Source organism: Neisseria sp. MVDL19-042950 (assembly GCF_030504625.1).
In the GTDB taxonomy this organism is placed as follows: Bacteria; Pseudomonadota; Gammaproteobacteria; order Burkholderiales; family Neisseriaceae; genus Neisseria.
This window is the reverse complement of record NZ_JAUKWH010000019.1, coordinates 1-22013: the sequence shown is the minus strand read 5'-3', so window position 1 is coordinate 22013 and position 22013 is coordinate 1. Positions and strand designations below refer to the sequence as shown.

The following is a 22013-nucleotide window of genomic DNA, read 5'->3' as shown; positions in this document are numbered from 1 at the left end:
GTCCGGATTCCGATGAATCCGGGCATTTTTCCTTTTTTATTTTTGCTCCGACACCGTGCTGCCATGAAAGAAAGGCCGTCTGAAATGCCCCGTTCCGCCGAAAAAGCTGCCCTGCGCCGACTATTCCGCCGCACACGCGCCAAACTGGGCAAAAGCGAACGCCGGCAGGCCACCCGTAAAATCAACAATCTTCTCAAACACCGCATCCGCCGTAACAGCCGCATCGGGGTGTATTGGCCGATAGGCAGCGAATTGCGCTTGGACGGCTTGATCGAGGCCGTCTTAAAACGCGGTGCCAAACCCTATCTGCCCTATATCGAACCACGCTCGCTCAGGTTATGGTTCACGCCCTATTCCGGCAACCGCAAAGCCGCCGAGCGCAAACGCGGCAACGGCAAACTTTATATTCCCCAGTTCGCCGGCGAAAAAATCCGCGCCCACCGCCTGAACCTGCTGCTGGTGCCGGTTGTCGGCATCGACCGAGAAGGCTACCGTCTGGGTCAGGGCGGTGGGTATTACGATGTATCGCTGGCCGCCTGCCGCCACCGTCTGCAACCGCGCACGTTGGGTGTCGGTTTCGCCTGCCAGCTTTGCGACCAATTGCCCCGCGAAGCACACGATACGGCCTTAAACGGCTTTGTTTGCGAGCTCGGGGAAATGCGTTTTAAAACGCCGCGCCGCTCTCAATCAAATATAACCGATTGAATTTATTATAAACACCAGAATTACTCTGCGTAAAATCTTCGCTATTTTTGTCGACAATCGTTAAAATGTGTTTTTTTCAGACGGCCTGCATGCTCTGATTTACAAGAGGCCGTCTGAAAACCATCAGTAACAAGAGAGGGATTTATGGTTGAAACCATTCACACGTTCGTTAACAAACTCAACGGCCCGCTGTGGCAATTGCTGGTTTACCTTCTGCTGGGCGTCGGCCTGTTTTTCACCGTACGCACCGGCTTCGTGCAAATCCGCCTGTTCGGGCGTAGCGTGAAAGAAATGTTGGGCGGACGGCAAGAAGGCGACGACCCGCACGGCATCACACCTTTCCAAGCATTCGTTACCGGCTTGGCCAGCCGCGTGGGGGTAGGCAATATTGCCGGCGTAGCCATTGCGGTATCGATGGGCGGCCCCGGAGCGGTGTTCTGGATGTGGCTGACCGCTCTTTTAGGCATGAGTTCGGCCTTTGCCGAATCTTCGCTTGCCCAACTCTTCAAAGTACGCGACTACGACAGCCATCATTTCCGCGGCGGCCCCGCTTATTACATCACCCAAGGCTTGAAACAACGCTGGCTCGGCATTTTGTTCGCCCTGAGCCTGATTCTCGCATTCGGTTTCGTCTTTAACGCCGTTCAAGCCAATTCCATCGTTGCCGCCACCCAAACCGCTTGGGGCTGGAAACCGGAATTGGTGGGCGTGGCTTTGGTGATCATGACCGCGCCGATTATTTTCGGCGGCATCCGCCGCGTATCGAAAATTTCGGAAGGCGTGGTGCCGGTAATGGCCATTCTTTACCTGTTGATGGCGGTTTACGTGATTCTGACCAACCTCTCCGCCGTGCCTGCCGTATTCGCGCTGATTTTTGAAAAAGCCTTCGATTTTCAAGCTGCTGCGGGCGGTTTCTTCGGCGGTATGACTGCCCAAGCCATGATGCTGGGCATCAAACGCGGCTTGTTCTCCAATGAAGCCGGTATGGGCTCCGCCCCCAATGCCGCCGCTGCTGCCGAAGTCAAACACCCTGTTTCTCAAGGCATGATTCAGATGTTGGGCGTGTTTGTCGATACCATCGTAGTGTGCTCATGCACCGCATTCATCCTGCTGCTGTCGCACGTTACCCAAAACCCGGGCGAGATGACCGGCGTGCAGCTCACGCAATCGGCCATCGAAAGCCATGTCGGTGCTTGGGGCAAAGACTTTTTGGCCGTATTGCTGTTTATGTTTGCCTACTCTTCAATCATCGGCAATTATGCTTACGCGGAATCCAATGTACAGTTCATCAAGAGCAGCCGCCTTTCGCTGGCCATTTTCCGCTCTATTGTGCTCGGGTTCGTGTATTTCGGCGCGGTAAACAGCGTGCCGGTGGTGTGGGATATGGCCGACTTATCGATGGGCATCATGGCATTAATCAACCTGATCGCCATCATCGCCTTGTCGCCGCTGGTGTTCCTGCTGTTGAGGGACTACACCGCCAAGCTGAAAATGGGGAAAGATCCCGAATTCAAACTTTCCGAACACCCCGGCCTGAAACGCCGCATCAAATCGGATATCTGGTAGTTTTCAGACGGCCTCGGCCTTTAAAACAACCGATAAAAAAACAGCTGTCTTCAATCGACAGCTGTTTTTTTATCGGCTTTGTAGATTCACCCAACCTCTTTTCAGACGGCCTGATTCTCAACAAAGGTAACGCCGCTCAGTTGCGAAGACAGCACCGCATTGCGCAAAGCCGCCAACGCTTTGGGGCGGACAAAATTGCGGCGGTACGCCAAAACCACTCTACGGTGCGGAATCACACCTTCAAACGGAATGATGCTGAACAACATATGATCGTTTTCGGTTAACGCCGTGGCAGGCATAACGCTGATGCTCAAACCGCTGGCAACCATATGGCGGATGGTGTTGATCGAGCTGCCTTGCAACGTGTTGGTCAATCCCTGTATTTTCTGCTTGGAAGCCAGTTCCGAACAGCTTGCCAATACTTGATCGCGCATACAGTTGCCCTCCGAAAGCAGCAATACTTGCTCCTCCACCAACATTTCGGGCGTAACCGCATCCAAATCCTCAAAATGATGGCCTTTAGGCACAATCACGAAAAACGGCTCGTCATACAACGGCTCGGTTATGATACCCGGCTCATGATACGGCTCGGCCACCACAATCGCATCCAAATCACCGCGTTTAAGGGCTTCGGTCAGAATATGGGTGTAATTTTCATCGAGCATCAACGGCATGTTCGGCGCGATTTTACGCAAAGCCACAATCAGCTTCGGCAATAAATACGGCGCAACGGTAAAAATCAGGCCGAGTTTCAGCGCACCTTCCAATTCGTTTTGCTCCGCATTCGCCAAATGACGGATAAGCTCGGCTTCTTCGAGCACACGGCGAGCTTGGGCGACAATGCGCTCCCCCGCTTCAGTGGTGATGATGTCGTTACTGCTCCGGTCAAACAGCGATACGGACAGCTCTTCTTCCAGCTTTTTAATGGCAATCGAAAGTGTGGGCTGGCTGACAAAACAGCGGCGGGCGGCACGCCCGAAATGACGTTCCTGCGCCACCGCAACGATGTAACGCAACTCGGTCAAGGTCATGCTTCAGCCTTTTTTTGCTGCTCCGGCAGCGTAATGTTCAACTCAAGCACATCCATGCCGTTTTGCTTTTCTTGAGTAATACGGATGTCGTCGAGCGAAACGTGCACATATTTGGACAGCACTTCCAGCAGCTCTTTTTGCAACGTAGGCAGATAATCGGGAGCCTGCTCTTTGGCACGTTCTTGGGCAATGATAATCTGCAAACGGTCGCGTGCTACTTCGGCGGTTTTGTTTCTTCTACCGAATATCAAATCAATCAAAGACATGACTTAACCTCCGAACAAACGTTTGAAGAAGCCTTTTTTCTCAGCTTCCAAGAAACGCATTTCACGGTTTTCACCCAGCAGACGGGAAACCACGTCTTTATAGGCATCAGCAGCCACTGCATCGTTTTGATGGATGACAGGCGAACCGGAGTTGGATGCCTGCAATACGCTTTGCGATTCTGGAATCACACCGATCAGCGGAATACGCAGAATATCGCAAATATCTTGCACCGACAGCATTTCGCCTTTGTTTACACGCTCGGGCGAGTAACGGGTAATCAGCAAATGTTCTTTAACGGTTTCGCCTTTTTCGGCCTTGCGGCTCTTGCTTTGCAAAATGCCCAGAATACGGTCGGAGTCGCGTACGCTCGATACTTCCGGATTGGTGGTAATGATGGCTTCGTCGGCAAAATACAACGCCATCAGCGCACCTTGTTCGATACCGGCGGGAGAATCGCAAATCACAAACTCAAAACCCATTTCACCGGTTAAATCCTGCAACACTTTTTCTACGCCGTCGCGGTTTAAAGCATCTTTATCACGGGTTTGAGAAGCAGGCAGAATATAGAGGTTATCGCAATGTTTGTCTTTAATCAGCGCCTGATTGAGGGTTGCTTCGCCCTGAATCACGTTAATCAGATCGTATACGACACGACGTTCGCAGCCCATAATCAAATCAAGGTTGCGCAAACCAACGTCGAAGTCGATAACGGCTGTTTTGTGGCCGCGCAAAGCCAGGCCGGATGCGATGCTGGCACTGGTAGTGGTTTTACCGACGCCGCCTTTACCTGAAGTTACTACAATGATTTTTGCCACGATTTTTCCTTTTTCTTTCAAATATAAAACAGTTATTCCTCACCGATTGCGCTGATAACCAGCCGGTTATCCTGCAACGATATCTGCACCGGTTTTTTGTGTAGATGCGCAGGCAGGCTTTGCTCGAAATTGCGGTAAATGCCGGCTACCGAAACCAATTCCGCCTGCATGGAATAGATAAAAATCCGTGCTTCCCTGTTGCCGGTTGCTCCGGCAAGGGCCCTGCCCCGCATGGTTCCGTATACATGGATGTTGCCGTCGGCAATGATTTCCGCACCTTCGTTTACGATATCGGTAACGATCAAATCGGCATTTTCGGCATACACCTGCTGACCGGTACGGATGGGTGTGCTGATCAACACGGTGGGTTTGCTGATAACGGTAGCCTTCACCGGCTTGGCCGCAGTCGGTTGGGTTTGCGGCTCGGGTGCTTTATCGTTTTTGCTGAACGACAAATGGTAAGCCGCCGCATGTGCCGCCCACGCTTCGTTTTCATGGCGCAAACCTACGATTTGCAGTCCGTAACGGGCAAACAATGAAACAATCCCGCCGATATTGAGCTCTCCGGGATTGTTAAATTCCTGCACGTCCAATAAAAACAGCATGCTGTCGAGTCCTTTATGCTGGCTGACGCGCTGCTGTAAAAATTCTTCCAATTCCCCTAAATCCGCAGTATGCAACTGCACCGAAAGCACATCGAGCCGTGCCGATTTCACATCAAAAGCAGGTTTCATTTTCTGTTACAGTCATAAAAAAATTTAATGGGGCTAAGTTTACCGTGATAACCTAAGCTATTCAATCTGTTTAAGCCGTCTGAAATGAAAAAAACCTTCCATATTATCGGTGCCGGACGTGTCGGGCAGACTTTTGCAACCGTTTTGCCGAAAAACGACCGCTGGCGGCTTGCAAATGTCGTCAGCCGAAGCGGTACGGTTGCCATGGCAGACTGTATCGGCAAAGCAATAGTTCCCCATATTGCCGACCTGCCTGAAGCCGATGCCGTTTTTATCTGCACGCCCGACAATATTATTGAAGAAACGGCCGCAGCCGTTGCCTGCCTACCGTGGCTGAATGCAGGCACGCTGGTGTTGCATATGAGCGGCGCGAAAACCGCGGCGGTGCTGGATGCCGCCGCCCGAAACGGTGCGATGACCGGCAGCCTGCATCCGGTTTTTGCCTTCGCCGATGTCGGGAAATCGGTTGTGGAGCTCGCCGGAAACCTATGCGCACTTGAGGCCGGCAGTGAAGCGGCTATGAAGGTTTTGCACGAATTGGCCGATGCCGCCGGATTGCGGGCGTTTGAAATACCGTCCGCCCATAAAGCCCGCTACCACGCGGCATTGTCGGCCGCATCCAATTTTTCGGTAACACTGGCGGCTTTTGCCCAAGACCTGCTGCGCCCGTTGCACCTGCCCGAACCCTTATCGCGGGAGCTGGTATGCAGCCTGATGCAGCAAAGCGTTAACAATCTTGCCCGCCTTGCCCCCCCGCAGGCACTTACCGGCCCGATTGTGCGCGGCGACGATTCCACCGTTGCCGCACATCTGGCGTGTATGAATGTGCAAGAGCAGGAAAACTACCGTTTGTGGGCGCAGGCAACGCTGGAATTGGCAAGGGCGCGGTTAAGCGAAGAATCGGCACGGCAAATGGAAAACCTGTTGAAGCACCCTTGATAACGAGGCCGTCTGAAAAGCCGCTTTGATGTATAATTGCCGCCAATTTCAAACTGTTGCCGGCCGCTTTCGGGCTGCCGCATATCCCCCAATCAAACAGGAATCCGCTATGATCAACCCCATTTCCGCCCTTTCCCCGCTCGACGGCCGCTACGCCAAATCCGTAGAAGCCCTGCGCCCGATTTTCTCCGAATACGGCCTGATGAAAGCCCGTGTGAAAGTTGAGCTGAGCTGGCTCAAAGCATTGGCCGCCGAACCGAAAATCGCCGAAGTACCCGCATTCAGCGACTTCACCGTTGCCGAAATCGACCGCGTTATCGCCGAATTTTCGCTGGAAGATGCCGCCGCCGTGAAAGCCATCGAAGCCACCACCAACCACGACGTAAAAGCCATCGAATACTGGTTGAAAGAGCGCTTTTCAGGCGTGCCCGAAGTCGCCGCCGCCAGCGAATTCATCCACTTCGCCTGCACCAGCGAAGACATCAACAACCTTTCCCACGCCCTGATGCTGCAAGAAGCACGCGAAGCCGTGTTGCTGCCGAAGCTGGCCGAAATCACCGCCAAACTCACCGAAATGGCGCACGACTTGGCCGCCGTGCCGATGATGAGCCGCACCCACGGCCAACCCGCCACACCTTCCACTTTGGGCAAAGAAATCGCCAACGTCGTTTACCGCCTGCAACGCCAAATCAAACAGCTTGCCGCACAAGAATTCTTAGGCAAAATCAACGGCGCCGTCGGCAACTACAACGCCCACATGGTCGCCTACCCCGATGTGGATTGGGAAGCGCACTGCCAAACATTCGTCGAGCAAGCATTGGGCCTCACCTTCAACCCCTACACCATCCAAATCGAGCCGCACGACTACATGGCCGAGTTTTTCCAAACCCTCAGCCGCATCAACACCATCTTAATCGACTTCAACCGCGACGTATGGGGCTACATCTCCCTCGGCTACTTCAAACAAAAAGTCAAAGCGGGCGAAGTAGGCAGCTCCACCATGCCGCACAAAGTCAACCCCATCGACTTCGAAAACTCCGAAGGCAACTTGGGCATGGCCAACGCCGTGTTGGGCTTCCTTTCGGAAAAACTGCCCGTTTCCCGCTGGCAGCGCGACCTCACCGACAGCACCGTGCTGCGCAACATGGGCGTGGGCGCAGGCTACACCGTGCTGGGCTTGGTCGCCCATCTGCGCGGCCTGAACAAACTGGAAGCCAACCCCGCCGCCTTAGCCGCCGACTTGGATGCCACTTGGGAACTCTTGGCCGAACCGATTCAAACCGTGATGCGCCGCTACGGCGTGGCCAATCCGTATGAAAAACTGAAAGACCTCACCCGCGGCAAAGACGGCATCACGCCCGAAGTGCTGAAAGTGTTTGTCGAATCGCTGGACATCCCCGCCGATGCCAAACAGCAGCTGCTGGCTTTAACACCCGCGCTGTATGTGGGCAAAGCCGAAACGTTGGCGAAACGTATTTAAAAGACGTTTGAAATGATAAGAGGCCGTCTGAAAGCAGTTTTCAGACGGCCTCTTAATGTTTGTAGCCGGCTCAAACAAGCGGGACCGGCTCTAGCGGATACTGGCATAAAATTTGTTTGATATGGCCGTCTGAAAGTGAATGACAGTGAGTTTGTCATCTTGCTGTGTCAAGCTGATGTTCTCATACACAATCGGCTATCTATCGCGACGGGCAACCATGTTTCAACACGCAGCCACCCGAAGGTGGCTGAAGCCCCTTCTCAAACCGTTGGCAGGCAAAGGCTCGGAAGCCCGTTTTCGCCAACCTGTTCAAAAAGCTGCACAAGCAGACTATATCACAGCCGCTTGATTTTTAACTGCCTGAATGGTCGAAAAAAATATTTCGCCAACCTTACGGCTTTCAGATGGCAACCGCCGGTCAGCGCCGATATGTAAGGATATGCGCCTTTCCATAAAGGCCGTCTGAAAACATCATTTCAGACGGCCTTCCGTTATTTATCCGCACCCACAACCACAATATTCATCTCTTCCGCTTTCACGCGGCGTTGCCATGCGGATTTGATTTGTTCGGCGGTAACGGCCGAAACGGCTTTGGGATAGGCTTCGAGATAATCGTCGGGCAGATTGTGGAAACCGATCAAACTCAGATAGCCGAGCAATTTGGCGTTGGTGTCGAAACGCAGCGGGAAGCTGCCGGTAAGGTTGGCTTTGGCTTGGGCCAACTCTGCTTCGGTGGGGCCTTCGGCGATAAAGTCGGCCAGCACTTTGCGGGCGGCAGCTAAGGCTTGGGCGGTGTTGGCTTTCTGGGTGGAAAAGACGATGCTCAAGGGGCCGGCTTCGGTGGAGGGGGAAAGGCTGCTGTATGCGCCGTAGGTATAGCCGTATTGGTCGCGCAATACTTTCATCAGGCGACTGTCGAATCCGCCTGCGCCCAGCACGTAGTTTCCGACAACCAATGCGTAGTAATCGGGGTCGTGGCGTTTGATGAGGGGCATGCCCATGATGATTTGCGCCTGTTCGCCGGCAAAGGGGATGTTCTGACGCATGGCTTCACGGGTGGGCACGGCGGGAATGCTGCCGCTTTCTTTGCTGCGTTCGGGCAGGCCGTCGAGGGCTTTTTTGACCAGTGCTTCGGTTTGGCGGCGGTTGAGATCGCCCACTACGGCAACGATGGCGTTGTTTTTGCCGTAACGAGTGCGGTGGAAGGCACGGATGTCGTCAAGGGTAACGCGGCGGATGCTCTCGACGCTGGTTTGGGCGGAACGGCCATAGGGGTGGTTGCCGTAGCTCAGACGGGTGAAGGCGCGGTCGGCGATAAAACCGGGGTCGGTTTCGTTTTGCTTCAGGGCGGTAATGCTTTGTTTCTGCTGGCGGTCGAACACGGCGGCATCGAAACGCGGCTGCGTGAGCGAGTGGTTGAGCAAGGTAACGGCGGCATTGAGGTTTTCCGGTTTGCTCAGGCTGCGCAAGGTGATGCTGGCGCTTTCGCTGCTGCTGCCGCTGCTGAGGCTGGCGGCCAAATCGTCGGCACGCTCTTTAAAGGCTTCCTCGTCGAGCTGTTGCGTGCCGTCGGTAAGCAGGCCGGCGGTGAATTCGGATACTTCGCCTTTATCTTTGGGGTTGAACGCGCTGCCTGCACCTTTGAAGCTGATTTGGATATCGACGATGGGGTTTTCATGGCGTTCGACCAATAAAATCTGCGTGCCTTCGGGCGTGCGCCAGCGTTGGATGTCGACGGCGGCTTGGGCGACCAAGGGCAGGAAGAGCAAGGCAGCTAAGGTTTTGTGTGGAAACATAGGTGCTTTCTGAAATATGCGGGGGCTTTCGGAGAAGGCCGTCTGAAAAACGGTTTTATTCAGACGGCCTGCGGCGTAACGGGTTATTTCGATGTGCTGCGGGCAGCTTTCCAAGCAGCATCCAAACGTTTGCTGGCGGCTTGCAGCGTGCTGTCGGCCTGTGTTTGGGCTGCGGTTTCTTCACGCAGTTTTTCCTGCAAGCCGACCACATCGGCTTGCGCCTGCTTCAAGCGTGCTTGTGCCGCCGATAATTCCGATTGCAATGCGGCGATACGGTTGCTGCCTGTGCTTTGCGCCTTTAAGGCATCGCGGTAAGCGGCCTGCGCGCTGAGTAATTCGTCTGCCGCATTGTCGGCAAAAGCGAAGGGGGAAACGGCAAGTAAGGTTAGGATAATCAGTTTTTTCATGTTATTCCTTTTATTCTTTAATGCGGGAAATGGGTTCAGGCCATCTGAAAAGCCTTTCGGCGTTGCTTATTATATAGCCGAATGATGCGCAATTTTATGTTGATTTTCTACCCGGGCTGCGGGCGCGGTTGTTAACGGACGGCATAAAATTGCCGAAAAAACCACATTTGATAATGTAAATAAATATTTTAGGTTTTCCGAGGCAGACGTTCAGACGGCCTCTCCGACCGGCGGAGGCTGTTTCATGCTTGCACCCCGATGCAGACACTTTTTATCAGCGGTTTCAGTGCCTTGGCAAAGAATATTTGCTCCATTGGGACTGTTTGAAACAGTTTCCTGCCGTGCATAATCACAAAAAATTCTTAAATTACAAACGTTAAGCGAGCGCGAAATCATGTAATACCTGCAACATGGCAGTTGCGGCAAGGTCTATCCGGCACGATACTTGATTACACGGAAGACGCATTCGGACGTGTTCCGATTTTATCCTGATAGGAGTACAAACAATGAAAAAAGCTTTACTGACTGTTTTGATTTTAGGTTCTACCGCCATTGCATCTGCCGAATCACTTTCAGACACTTTTACCGGCCCTGCCGTTGAAGTAGGCGCAGGTGTCAGCAAAACCGACGTGAAACACAGAAGCTTGAATGAAAAACATAAAGCCGATATGTCGGTGCGCGGTAATTACAACGTGGAATACGGCAACAACTGGATTGGCGGCGCGGAAGTGGCCGTGAAACCGTTGAACCGTAAAATCTCCAACCACGGTAACGGCAAAGTGAAACAAAAATACGATGCTTCTGTATCGTATCTGCAAGGCTACCGCTTTGCACAAGATGCTATGGTTTACGGCAAAGTGGGCTACCACTACGGTAAATTCGACAACGTTACCTCCGGCACCAACCGCCACATGAATGGTTTGGGCTACGGCACAGGTTTGAAATACGCCGTTACGCCTAACGTGGAAGTGGGCGGCGAATGGGAACAAACCCGCTACAAACGCAGCGATGACAAAGCAACCAACAACAGCTACATGGCTACCATCGGTTACCGCTTTAAATAATCCCTGCGAAACAGCCCCCGGCTAATGCGAACAAAGGCCGTCTGAAAACAAATGCCGCGCGATTTCTGCGAAGCTAAAGTTTTTCAGACGGCCTTTCGCCATACAACAAGCGGTAACGGAACAAAATTTCCTAGTTCCGCAGCTTCCACCCCGATTTCAATATAGCCAGCACACCCGCACCCAACACCAGCGAAAAGCCGCCGACCACGGCAAACGACAGCCACGGAGACACATCGCCCGCGCCGAAAAAGCCGTAGCGGAAGCCATCTATCATATAAAACACAGGGTTCAGACGGCTCACGCCGCGCCAGAATTCCGGCAGGCTGTTAATCGAATAAAACACGCCCGATAAAAAAGTGAGCGGCATAATCAAAAAATTCTGAAACATGGCAAGCTGGTCGAATTTTTCGGCCACAATGCCCGCCAGCAGCCCCAACATTCCCATAATCGTGCAGCCCAACAGCGAAAATGCCAATATCCAGCCGATATTATGCGGCACGGGCAGGCCGAACGGCGCAGTAACCGCAATCACCCCCGCCCCCACCAACAACCCGCGCACCACCGCCGCACCGACGTAAGCGGAGAAGAAAGCAGCGGTTGAAAGCGGCGGCAGCAAAATAAACACCAGATTACCCGCCAAGCGCGACTGAATCAGGCTGCTGGAAGAGTTGGCAAACGCATTCTGGGTCATGCTCATCATCGCCAAACCGGGAATCAGAAACGCATTGTAGGCCACATCGGGCAACGCTTCGACATGCCTGCCGATGGCGTGTGAAAAGATAAGCTGGTAAAGCAGCGCCGTCAGCATCGGCGCGGCAATGGTTTGCAGGCCGACTTTCCAGAAGCGCAGAATTTCTTTTTTAAAAAGGGTGTAAAAGCCGATCATTTTGGTGTGGTTCTATCTGTTTTCAGTGAATAGCCGCCTAAAAGCTTTCAAACGGCCTGATTTGAATAAATCGTACAACAGTGAATAAAAAACTTGAATATATTCAAGTTTGCATTATATAATTCAAATAAATGGACTGGGGGGCTCCCCGATCGGCGTTGGGCTTTGGGTTTTCTCAAAGCCCTTCGGCTTTTTCAATTTTAGGAATAACCGTTAATCCGTAATTCAAATATTTCTCTTCTTCTCCCAAAGAATCACGACCATTTTGAGTGAGAAATTTCAATCTCAGGGAATCAAACGCCCTGTTTCCTCTATAATCAGGTTTTGACCGGTCTAGAATATGTCGACCAATCGGTCTCGCGCATAAATCAGCAAATTGTAGCCCTGTAGCATTGGTTTCTTTTTTCTTAATAAGAATTTCAAATGGTAGAACTGCCTTAAGGCCATTATTTCCATCACAAATTCTCCTGAACTCTAACTCTAAATCTTTATCCTCTTTATTTCCCCTAGATTCAACCACCACAAAAGTTTTTTGGTTTTGACAGCTTTTTTCAATCATTAGCTTATAAAGATTAACCAAGCAAGGTTCTAAAGCTTTGTGATACAAGTTTTCTTTAGAATGTTGCAATTCATTTTTCTTAATAGCAGTAGCAACCAAAATAAATTTGGTATTTTGCATAATTTGATTCAATTTCAGCATAAACTGATTTTCCATCTCTCTATTTTTAAATTTAAAGGGCCCCTCCTTTTTTCGGATTTCTTTTTCATGAAAAATAACTAAATCATGCCCAAAAAATTCAAATTTTAAAGCTTGGATTTCAGGGACTAACTGTGAAGCATAAACATGCTTATAGAAAATACAGAATGCTAATACAAAAATAGGAAAATCGTTGGATGCACCCGGCTTATCAAAATTTGCCGTACCACTTTCATCAACATAAACAATAAACGGGCTGAATTCCGAGCCATAGTCAATATTATTTCCAGATACCTCTCCGGATTCTAAGGAAATCTGTTCAAGCTCCTCTTGCTCATTTGATTTCCTGTTGCTGTTAACAGTTGGTATCAAATTTACCGCCATCCCCTTATCATCCTTCCTTTTAATGTTTATGAAAAATAGAAATAAGCTGCTTGCCGAATTCAAGCAGCTTTTCACATTCTTAACCCACCTTATCCCCCGGCTGCGCACCTGCATCCACGTCCAGCAGCTTTAGTTTACCCTCGGCGGTGGCGGCGGAAAGAATCATGCCTTCGGATACGCCGAATTTGGCCATTTTGCGCGGGGCGAAATTGGCGACGGCGATTACCATGCGGCCGTTGAGTTCGGCGGGGTTGGGGTAGCTGGCGGCGATGCCTGAGAAGATGATGCGTTTTTCAAAGCCGAAGTCGAGGTCGAATTTGAGCAGTTTGGTGCTGCCTTCAACGGCTTCGCAGTTCAGCACTTTGGCGACGCGCATGTCGATTTTCATAAAGTCGTCGAAGCTGGCTTGCTCGGCGACGGGCGCGTATCGGCTGGTTTCGGTAGGTGCGGCAGCCTCTGCGGCTGCGGCAATGCTTTGTTTGTTGGCTTCGATTAAATCATCCACTTGTTTTTGCTCCACTCGTTGCATTAAATGTTCGTATTTGTTGATGGCGTGGCCTTCGGGCAGCACGGTTGAGGCATCGGTCCAGCGCAGGCCGTCGAGATTGAGGAAGGCGGCGGTGCGCTCCGCTACTTTGGGCAGCACGGGCGCGAGGTAGATGCTGAGGATTTTAAAGGCGTTGATCAGCTCGCTGCATACTTCGTGCAGGCGCGCGTCTTGGCCTTCTTGTTTGGCCAACTCCCACGGTTTGTTGGCATCGACGTATTCGTTTACTGCGTCGGCCAACGCCATGATTTCGCGCAGGGCTTTGGCGTATTCGCGGTTTTCAAAATCGGCGGCGATGTTGTCGCGCTCGGCGGCGAGTTTTTGTACCAATTTGCTGCCTGAAACGTCTTTCAGACGGCCTTCGAAACGTTTGGCGATAAAACCTGAGGCGCGGGCGGCGATGTTGACGTATTTGCCGACCAAATCGCTGTTGACGCGGGCGATGAAGTCGTTCAGGTTCAAGTCGATGTCTTCGATTTTGCTGTTGAGTTTGGCGGCGATGTAGTAGCGCATCCATTCGGGGTTGAGGCCGCCGTCGAGGTAGGATTTGGCGGTGATGAAGGTGCCGCGCGATTTGGACATTTTTTGGCCGTCGACGGTTAAAAAGCCGTGGGCGAACACGCCGGTGGGGGCGCGGTGGCCGCTGAATTTGAGCATGGCAGGCCAAAACAGGGCGTGGAAGTAGAGTATGTCTTTGCCGATGAAGTGGTACATTTCGGCCTTGCTGTCGGCGCGGAAATAGTCGTCAAAATTCAGGCCGATGCGGTCGCACAGGTTTTGGAACGAGGCCATGTAGCCGACGGGTGCGTCGAGCCATACGTAGAAATATTTGCCGGGCGCACCGGGGATTTCGAAGCCGAAATAAGGTGCGTCGCGGCTGATGTCCCAATCGGAAAGGGTGTTCTCGCCTTCGCCCAACCATTCTTTCATTTTGTTGAGGGCTTCGGCTTGCAGGTGCGGTTGGATGCGGCCGTCTGAAAGCTCAGTGCTGCCTGAAGTCCATTCTTTCAGGTAGTCGGCGCACTCGCCCAGCTTGAAGAAGAAGTGTTCGGATTCTTTCAGCACGGGGGTGGCGCCGGATACGGCGGAATAGGGGTTGATCAGCTCGGTGGGCGAGTAGGTGGTGCCGCATGATTCGCAGTTGTCGCCGTATTGGTCTTTGGCGTGGCATTTCGGGCATTCGCCTTTAACGAAGCGGTCGGGCAGGAACATGTTTTTTTCAGGGTCGAAAAGCTGCTCGATCACGCGGCTTTCGATTTTGCCGTTGGCTTTCAGGGCGAGGTAAATCTGCTCGGAAAAGGCTTTGTTTTCAGGCGAATGGGTGCTGTAATAGTTGTCGTAGCCGATGTGGAAGCCGGTAAAGTCGGCCAAATGCTCTTCGCGCACTTTGGCAATCATGTCTTCGGGCTTGATGCCTTGTTTTTGGGCGGCCAGCATCACGGGCGTGCCGTGGGTGTCGTCGGCGCAGCAGTAATAGCATTCGTGGCCGCGCATTTTTTGGAAGCGCACCCAGATGTCGGTTTGGATGTGCTCGACCATGTGGCCTAAGTGGATGCTGCCGTTGGCATACGGCAGGGCGGAGGTAACGAGGATTTTGCGTTGGGTCATGGTTAGGTTCGGCTTATTTGAATATAGAAATAGGTTGTATTATACCCGAGGCCGTCTGAAAAACATCTTTCAGACGGCCTCGGGCAACGATAGATGCCGTATTTTGCAAACTCTGCGTTTATAATCCTGTTTTTCCAACCCCGCCTTTTTAAGACGGCCTTCTTCCCTATCGGGGCCGTCTGAAAACGAAAGAAATTATGTCTGCCGCCATCCATATCCAAAATGCTGTTAAAACTTATCAAAACGGCTTTACCGCCTTGAAAGATGTCAGCTTCAATGTAGAACAAGGCGAGTTTTTCGGTTTGCTCGGCCCCAACGGAGCGGGCAAAACCACGTTGATTTCAGCGATGGCGGGCTTGAGCCGGCTGACTTCGGGCAGCATCAGCGTGATGGGGCATGATGTGGTGGCCGATGCCTACGCCGCGCGCATGAGTTTGGGCGTGGTGCCGCAGGAATTGGTGTTCGACCCGTTTTTTACCGTGCGCGAAGCGCTGCAATTCCAATCGGGCTATTTCGGCATTAAAAACAACGATGTCTGGATAGATGAAATTATCGACAATCTGGGCTTGGCCGACAAAGCCGACACCAACACCCGCAACCTTTCCGGCGGCATGAAACGGCGTTTGATGGTGGCACAGGCATTGGTGCACCGCCCGCCGGTGATTGTGCTCGACGAACCGACCGCCGGCGTGGACGTGGAGCTGCGTCAAAATTTATGGACGTTTATTTCCGGTTTGAACCGTCAGGGCCACACGATTATTCTGACCACCCACTACCTTGAAGAAGCGCAAAGCATGTGCGCCCGCATTGCCATGCTGAAACACGGCGAACTGGTGGCGTTGGATGAAACCGAACACTTGCTGCACAATGAAAAAGGCCTGCGTGTGGCACTGCTGCTTGGCGGTGCGCTGCCGGAAAATCTGCAACAATGGCGGATACCGCAAGAAAACGATGCGGTGCTGCTCAAGCTGGAAGACTACGACCAGCTTGCGTTTGTGCTGCAAACGCTGAAATATGCGGGCGTGGAAGTCAAGCACTTGTCGCTGCCGGAAACGGATTTGGAAGATGTATTTGTGCAGATGATGCGGGCGAAGTAACTGCTTCGGATAACAATCAAAGAGGCCGTCTGAAACTTTTTAGACGGCCTCTTTGCCGTATGCCGCGGCAAAACATGCGGCGGATGGAATTCTGCTTTTTCAGACGGCCTGCACTTGGCCGGCCTCTTCCTGCGCTCCGTGCAACGCGGTATAGCAAGGTTGGAGCTGGCGGGCAATCAGGCAGAGTTGGTGCCACAATATGCTGCTTTGGCGGTCGTCGCCCACCCGTTGACGCAGGTTTTCCAAACTGTGCTTCACTTCGTTTAAGGCCGTCTGAAAAGCCTCCGGCGGCTCTACCGCGATGTTTTCCAATATATCGGCAATCTGATAAGCCGTTTGGAAAAAGCCTTCGGTAAAGTCGAGTGCGCAATCTTTTACCATCCGGTTACGGAAGGCTCCGAGCGCGGAAATGTAGCCGATTAAGGCGTAGCTGGTTTTAAGTAGGTTGAAACCGTCTTGCAGTTTACCGCCGTATTTCTTCGGCTCGCCGCTCATATCGGAAAGCGTGCTGCTGAGTGCCGCCGCCCGCTCATGCGCTTGGCGGCGCACGCTGCGGTAAGCCATGTCGTCGATGCTGCCGTTTTGCAGTTGGCCGAGGATATGGCGCAAATAGCGTCCGTTCTGGCTGACCGACTGCCCGGCCGTGCGGCTGAGGGTGAGGTAGCGCCAATCGGGCCACAGATAAGACACCGCCGCCCACGCAATACCCGTGCCGATAACGGTATCGGTAAAACGCGGCCACAATGCGGCGGATACGTCGATACCTGCCAGCGACAGGCTGGTCAACGCCTGTACGGTAATGAAAAAAGTGGAAAAGCTGTATTTATTGGTGCGGAAAAAGAAAAACAGCGTGGTAGAGGCAATCACAATCCACAGTTTGGTTTCAACCGACGGGGTGAAATACGGCACCAACGAACCGACCACCACGCCCAGTATCGTGCCGGCAATACGTTGGACAACCCTTGATTTGGTGGCGGAATAGTTGGGCTGGCACACAAACAGGGCGGTCATCAGAATCCAGTAGCCGAGATCGAGATGGAACACTTCGACAATCGCACAGGCGGCAAACACCACAATCGATAAACGCACGGCATGGCGGAACACGGCGGATTCGAAATTCATCTGGCTGCGCACCGTGCGCCAAACATGGCGCAGGCCGCCTCGCTCCATCGCGGCAATGCCGGATTTGTCGGCAGGCATTTCCATTTCATCGCTTTCTTCGCTCTCCAGATGGGAAAGCTGGTAATCGACACTGAACAGGTTTTCCAGCAACCGTTGCAAGGTGTGCACTTCGGTTCCGTTATGGTTTTCTGCATAAACCTTCAGCGACTGGCGGCAACCTTGGATGGCGCGTTCCAGCCGTTTGCCGTATTGGTAAGGTTTGCCGCTGCGCAGGCTTTCGGCCACATCGCGGCAGGCCTGCCCCTGCAACTCGAGCAGGCGGTTGATGCGGAAAATCAGATCGGTGTTTTTGAGCCGGTCGGCCAACTCCCGATAATCGACATGTGCCGAACTGATGCGCTCGTGAATATCCTGGGCGGAAAAATAATAACGCAGCATGCGGTTGGTGCGCGGATGGCGGTGCTGCCCGCGCATACGGTAAAACAACGCGATACGGCATTGGTTGAACGCATCAATCACACCGGTGTTTTTCATGGCCAAATCAATCTGGCGGCTCTCCAACCAATCGGCTTCATCGGGGTCGAAAAACTCGGCTTTGGCATCGAAATAACCGCCGAGAGCGGCATACGCGTCGGCCACACTTTCCTGCACGGGGCGGTGCGGAAACACCACATGCAGCAACAAAGTCATCATGCTGTAAAGCAGCGTGCCGCACAAAATCATCAACGGGCCGACAAACCAAGGTATCTCAGGCGTGTACGACAGCGTGGTGTAAGTCGCCACCGCCAGCGTGCCGAAAGCAAAGGTGCGGTAACGCAAGCCCACTGCGCCGATCAAGGTAAACAGGAAGGTAAACGCTGTCATCATTAAGATAAACGGCAAGCCCGTGCCGTGCGTTATCTGCGCGCCCAGCGACGACACGGAAAACAGCACCAGTGTAATCACAATGTTTTTCAGACGGCCTGTCAGACGGTTGTCCAAATCCACCAAACCGCCCGCGATCACCCCCAGCACAAACGGCGTTGTCAGTTTGGGTACGTTGAAATACCAAACCAGCGAAGCGGCAATAAACACGCTGACGAAAATCGGCAGCGTGGCGATAACTTTGGGATTAACGGGAGGTGTTCTCATATCAGGTGTTTCGTGTGTCTGAAGCGCGAATTGTACAGGATTTGCAAGCCGTCGCCGAATGCGGATGGCAAGTATTCAAAGAAAGCGCAATCTTTACAAACGCTCCGCCTGCCGCGCATTTCTGTATCGCACGCCGCTCGTTCTCGGTAAATAAATTTGCCACGCGGCGTTTCTGCGCCTCGGTTCAAAGAGAACGATTTCGTAAGCGGCTGAAGCAGCGACAAAATCAATCCCCTACTGTTTGTACTGTCCGCGGCTCGCTGCCTGATACCCAAAGTAAGTTTACTTTCCATATCTCAAGGTTTACAAAGCCATCAGGCCGTCTGAAACTTTTCAGACGGCCTGATCTTGCCAAACAACCAAACAGACAGTTTAGAACGTTTTTTCCAAGGTAATAAACCATTGTTTGTTTTGACGTGAATAAAACACGGGAATGTTACTGTCGATTTTCAGGTAACGGAAATTCAGCTTGGGCGTGATGCCGTAAAGATGCACGCTACGATGCCACACGGCAACATTGGCCTGATATTCCTTATCGTGCCGGATGCTCGGTTTGTCAAAATCACGCAAGGCATAACGCAAATTCAGGCGGGTGCTCAAGCCGTTGTTCCACTCTTTTATCACGCCCACGCGGCCGCCTTTACGGTCTGACGATTCGGTTTTTTCAACCGTATGCTCGCGACTGTAATCGACACCGCTGTAAACCATCAACCCGGCTGTCGGCAGCCACGCAGCGGTAAACGAAGCGCTGTTCAGATGGCCGTTGTAACGTTTGGCATGGTAATCACGGGCATAACGCCGCTGCATGTGTACGGCAGAACCGATCAGTTGCCAGTTGTCGTTTACCCAACCGCCGTATTCTGCGGTGGCACCGAAATTACGGCTGTAAGATTCACCCCCCAAACGGTTATAGCCCACAAAAGGCTCAACAGAAGCCCAGCGGCGGATATTTTGGTTTTTATAACCTGCGCCCACACGCACGCTTTCCTCGCTGTAATCTTTGTTGTCCCAATACCAAGTGCCGTCTACCGATGCTTCAGTGGTTGCATAATGGTTGCCGGTCAGATTCCAATCTCGCTCTGCAGAAAAATTGTATTGCAGACCGTTGGCGCGCTTCGGCAGCGAATCCTCTTCGCGTATAAACCGCCTGCCGCCTATTTCAATATATTCGACGGAAGAAGCATTGTTCACATTGTCGTTGCGCTCATACTGTACTCCCGCATTAAACTGCCAGCCGGCCTGCTTCTGGATACGCTCAAGATAAGCATCGGCCAGTGCGCGGGCATTCGCGTCGATATTATCGGCCTTCACACGCTCAAACTGATCTTTTGCCGCCTGATACTGTTTGTTTTCATACAGCATACCCGCTAAATCCAAACGTACATAGCTCAATTCGGGATGGGCGGAAATAATACGACGGTAAGCCGCAATCGCCTGCGCATGCTTTTTCTGAGAACGCAAAAGCGCCCCCGACGCATAGTCATACAAAATCGCATCATGTTCGGGCATCGTGCGGTAAAGTGCCAACAAATCCGCCAGCAACGGCCAGTTTTGGCTGCGCATTGCACGTTCGATCAATTGGGCGGTCAACTCGGGATTCCGACGCAAATCATCTTCGTTCAGCTCTACCGATTCCGTCTGTTTCTCAGGGAACGCATCCACGGCAGGTGCAACCTCAGGCTTTTTCGGCTTGGGTTTCGCCTCTATTTTCAAAGGATCGTCAAAAAAGGGCGTTTCTACAATAGGCAAAACTTGTGGAGGAGGCTCATCAGCCAAAACCGGAGCAGCCGCACCAACCGATAATATGACAAAAATATATTTCAACATGCTTAAGTGTCCGAAAGGTCGTCCGAAAGCTTTTCAAACGACCTTAATGGAATAAAAATAAAGAAGGATTCAGCCAAAACAATTATATAAAACAAAGGAATAATCGCAGTGGCAAATCATTCTTCGGAAATTATAAATAAACGTATTTTAACAAATTTCCTCCTCTTGCCATACTTTCCGGCAGCTTTAATCGAAAAGTGTCGTATATTGAACGTGCCGCCCTCCTTAATACTAAGGCCGTCTGAAACAAAACATCGGAAATGCCCCGTTTCCTTCCCATTCACTCTATTCAAAACTTACCCAAATGATTACACTACATTTTTCATTTGTTAAAAGTCTGCAATGAAACGAATACTCACTTCCCTGCCGATATGGATTGTCCTCACCGATATGGCATACGGCTTTTTTCTCAACGTATCACAAAGCCTGAACCTGCACCAACAAGCCCGGCCCGCTAAAGACAGCCTGCCTGTATCACCCGATATAGCATTCAGCAGCCTACAAGTTTTAGCCAACGGCGGTATGATCCTCATCATCGGCTTCGGGTTGCTTGTTTTATTACAACTCAACCGTTCCGTACTACAAAAACAAATTCTGCCTATCGGCATCTTTCGTACCTTAGGTTTATTGGCCGTATTGGCATTCAGCTTACCTTCCCTTTGGGAATGGTTTTGGGCTGCTATCAACTTTGTAAAAGGACAACACACTATCGCTTTCGATAATCCCCGTTACCTGATTACCGCTATATGCCTCCCTTTAATCTCCTGCCTGTGCATAGTCCGTTTAACCGGCTGGTATCGATTGCATAAGAATCTATCGCAAGAAAACAATCTATAAAAGTTCAAAAAAATCCTCTGAATAACCGTCCGCCCCAAACGGTATATCAGAAGATTTCTTTATAGGAAGTTTGTCATACATCGACTCTTCCCTTCCACATAAAAACTCAATAGCAGCACAACAATGGCAGCCATACTAATTGTATATAACTCTTATATACAGAATTTTGTAACTGATAATATTTTTGGCAGGTACCCACGGGATTCAATAAAAGCAGCTTTAGTAGCAAACATAAAAGTAAGCAGAAAAGAAATATGTGAAAAAAGTGATAGTCTTTACTTATCCATCTTTCTCAAGAGAGATCAGAAAAACTCCCTTAAACTGCTACGCCAGCATATCCGTTATAAATAATCGCTCGATTGTTTACTTAGACAAAAGCTATTTAGAAAATCTTGTTACCAGCCTTATGGCTATACTACCTAAAACCGGCACTGTTATGCGCTGCACGATTGGCAGGTATGCCGCCAAACCAACGCTATTGGTGCGTTATATAACGGCAAGCTGTTTACTGTCTGGCTGTTTGATTTCAACATTAACCGTTGAATATTTGATGCTTGGGTGGGACAGGTTTTAATCCTCGAACCACCTCAAAGCAGTGTGGTGGTTATAAATAATGCAACTTTTCATAAGGGTGAGGCTTCAGCACTTCTGAAGGAAAAGGCCATGCAGCTCTGATTTGAAGCAGATAGAAGAAATGGGCCTGGGTCAAAGGCATTAGCAATCAACAACGAAGCAGGTATAGATTGGTTGTTTCAAATGCGTATCGATAAATAAGTTTATTTGCTAGCTCATTTCATCATCGTATAAACCATAAAAATAGTTTGCCAATATATAAAATCACACCTACATTTTTAGCTTATCCTGCCCTAAGCCAAACACCGCATCCCATATTATTTCATCTGCCTAAAGCTGTTAGCGATGCTCTGAAATACAAATAACCGCCGGCCCCAGCCCAGAATATGACCGTTCTGCCATATTGCACGCATTGGCCAATGGCCATTCTGCCCCCGAACAACCCGACGGTTGAGTGTCGAACCCGTTTCACGGCAGAGCCTCATCAACGCCCGCGGCCG

Annotated in this window: 19 protein-coding genes; 8 read left to right on the top strand and 11 right to left on the bottom strand. The window is 51.5% G+C overall.

Annotated features, from left to right (window positions below; all coding sequences use genetic code 11):
- The first annotated feature begins 84 nt into the window (after positions 1-84).
- Positions 85-705, top strand: a complete 621-nt coding sequence (locus Q0X97_RS11495; RefSeq protein WP_302067561.1) for a 5-formyltetrahydrofolate cyclo-ligase — start codon at positions 85-87, stop codon at positions 703-705.
- Between the two features lie 144 nt (positions 706-849).
- Positions 850-2271 (top strand): sodium:alanine symporter family protein, encoded by a 1422-nt coding sequence (locus tag Q0X97_RS11490; RefSeq protein WP_302067560.1) that lies wholly within the window; start codon positions 850-852, stop codon positions 2269-2271.
- Between the two features lie 101 nt (positions 2272-2372).
- Here Q0X97_RS11490 and Q0X97_RS11485 read toward each other — a convergent pair whose 3' ends face one another.
- From Q0X97_RS11485 to minC, 4 genes are read right to left on the bottom strand one after another with little or no spacing between them, the layout of a single operon-like run.
- Complete coding sequence (locus Q0X97_RS11485; RefSeq protein WP_302067559.1) at positions 2373-3302, bottom strand: hydrogen peroxide-inducible genes activator; 930 nt, start codon at positions 3300-3302, stop codon at positions 2373-2375.
- Positions 3299-3568 (bottom strand): cell division topological specificity factor MinE, encoded by a 270-nt coding sequence (minE, locus tag Q0X97_RS11480; RefSeq protein WP_302067558.1) that lies wholly within the window; start codon positions 3566-3568, stop codon positions 3299-3301. The genes Q0X97_RS11485 and minE overlap by 4 nt, the downstream gene beginning before the upstream one ends.
- Positions 3569-3571: 3 nt before the next feature.
- Complete coding sequence (gene minD / locus Q0X97_RS11475; RefSeq protein ID WP_302067557.1) at positions 3572-4384, bottom strand: septum site-determining protein MinD; 813 nt, start codon at positions 4382-4384, stop codon at positions 3572-3574.
- 32 nt (positions 4385-4416) lie between these two features.
- The gene (gene minC / locus Q0X97_RS11470; protein WP_302067556.1) at positions 4417-5118 is read right to left on the bottom strand and encodes a septum site-determining protein MinC; all 702 of its coding nucleotides are present in this window, start codon (positions 5116-5118) and stop codon (positions 4417-4419) included.
- An 84-nt stretch (positions 5119-5202) separates the two neighbouring features.
- Here minC and Q0X97_RS11465 point away from each other — a divergent pair, with 84 nt between their 5' ends.
- The 3 genes from Q0X97_RS11465 to Q0X97_RS11455 all read left to right on the top strand — a co-directional run bounded on the left by Q0X97_RS11465 (position 5203) and on the right by Q0X97_RS11455 (position 7886).
- A complete protein-coding gene (locus Q0X97_RS11465; RefSeq protein ID WP_302067555.1) occupies positions 5203-6057 on the top strand; it encodes a Rossmann-like and DUF2520 domain-containing protein in 855 nt (284 codons plus the stop codon).
- 109 nt (positions 6058-6166) lie between these two features.
- Positions 6167-7537, top strand: a complete 1371-nt coding sequence (purB, locus tag Q0X97_RS11460; protein ID WP_302067554.1) for an adenylosuccinate lyase — start codon at positions 6167-6169, stop codon at positions 7535-7537.
- Between the two features lie 217 nt (positions 7538-7754).
- On the top strand, positions 7755-7886 hold the full coding sequence (locus Q0X97_RS11455; RefSeq protein WP_302067553.1) for a hypothetical protein: 132 nt from the start codon (positions 7755-7757) through the stop codon (positions 7884-7886).
- Between the two features lie 142 nt (positions 7887-8028).
- Here the strand turns inward: Q0X97_RS11455 and Q0X97_RS11450 are convergent, their stop codons facing one another.
- Positions 8029-9333 carry a pitrilysin family protein gene (locus Q0X97_RS11450; protein ID WP_302067568.1) on the bottom strand — a complete coding sequence of 435 codons (1305 nt, stop codon included), beginning with the start codon at positions 9331-9333 and terminating at the stop codon, positions 8029-8031.
- An 83-nt stretch (positions 9334-9416) separates the two neighbouring features.
- A complete protein-coding gene (locus tag Q0X97_RS11445) occupies positions 9417-9740 on the bottom strand; it encodes a hypothetical protein (RefSeq protein ID WP_302067552.1) in 324 nt (107 codons plus the stop codon).
- Between the two features lie 506 nt (positions 9741-10246).
- On the opposite strand from Q0X97_RS11445, the gene Q0X97_RS11440 reads away from it, so the two are divergent.
- Complete coding sequence (locus Q0X97_RS11440; RefSeq protein WP_302067551.1) at positions 10247-10804, top strand: porin family protein; 558 nt, start codon at positions 10247-10249, stop codon at positions 10802-10804.
- Positions 10805-10934: 130 nt separating this feature from the next.
- On the opposite strand, the gene Q0X97_RS11435 is transcribed toward Q0X97_RS11440, so the two are convergent.
- The 3 genes from Q0X97_RS11435 to metG form a co-directional block, all read right to left on the bottom strand.
- Positions 10935-11690 carry an ABC transporter permease gene (locus Q0X97_RS11435; protein ID WP_302067549.1) on the bottom strand — a complete coding sequence of 252 codons (756 nt, stop codon included), beginning with the start codon at positions 11688-11690 and terminating at the stop codon, positions 10935-10937.
- A gap of 175 nt (positions 11691-11865) precedes the next feature.
- Complete coding sequence (locus Q0X97_RS11430; protein ID WP_302067547.1) at positions 11866-12771, bottom strand: DUF3800 domain-containing protein; 906 nt, start codon at positions 12769-12771, stop codon at positions 11866-11868.
- Positions 12772-12850: 79 nt separating this feature from the next.
- Positions 12851-14926 (bottom strand): methionine--tRNA ligase, encoded by a 2076-nt coding sequence (metG, locus tag Q0X97_RS11425; RefSeq protein ID WP_302067545.1) that lies wholly within the window; start codon positions 14924-14926, stop codon positions 12851-12853.
- A gap of 197 nt (positions 14927-15123) precedes the next feature.
- Here metG and Q0X97_RS11420 point away from each other — a divergent pair, with 197 nt between their 5' ends.
- Positions 15124-16023, top strand: a complete 900-nt coding sequence (locus Q0X97_RS11420) for an ABC transporter ATP-binding protein (RefSeq protein WP_302067543.1) — start codon at positions 15124-15126, stop codon at positions 16021-16023.
- A gap of 99 nt (positions 16024-16122) precedes the next feature.
- On the opposite strand, the gene yccS is transcribed toward Q0X97_RS11420, so the two are convergent.
- Complete coding sequence (gene yccS / locus Q0X97_RS11415; protein WP_302067542.1) at positions 16123-18276, bottom strand: YccS family putative transporter; 2154 nt, start codon at positions 18274-18276, stop codon at positions 16123-16125.
- Between the two features lie 372 nt (positions 18277-18648).
- Positions 18649-20103: a porin family protein gene (locus Q0X97_RS11410; RefSeq protein ID WP_302067541.1), complete on the bottom strand. Its 1455-nt coding sequence runs from the start codon at positions 20101-20103 to the stop codon at positions 18649-18651.
- Between the two features lie 342 nt (positions 20104-20445).
- Between Q0X97_RS11410 and Q0X97_RS11405 the strand changes: the two genes are divergently transcribed.
- Complete coding sequence (locus tag Q0X97_RS11405; protein WP_302067540.1) at positions 20446-20940, top strand: hypothetical protein; 495 nt, start codon at positions 20446-20448, stop codon at positions 20938-20940.
- Positions 20941-22013: the final 1073 nt, after the last annotated feature.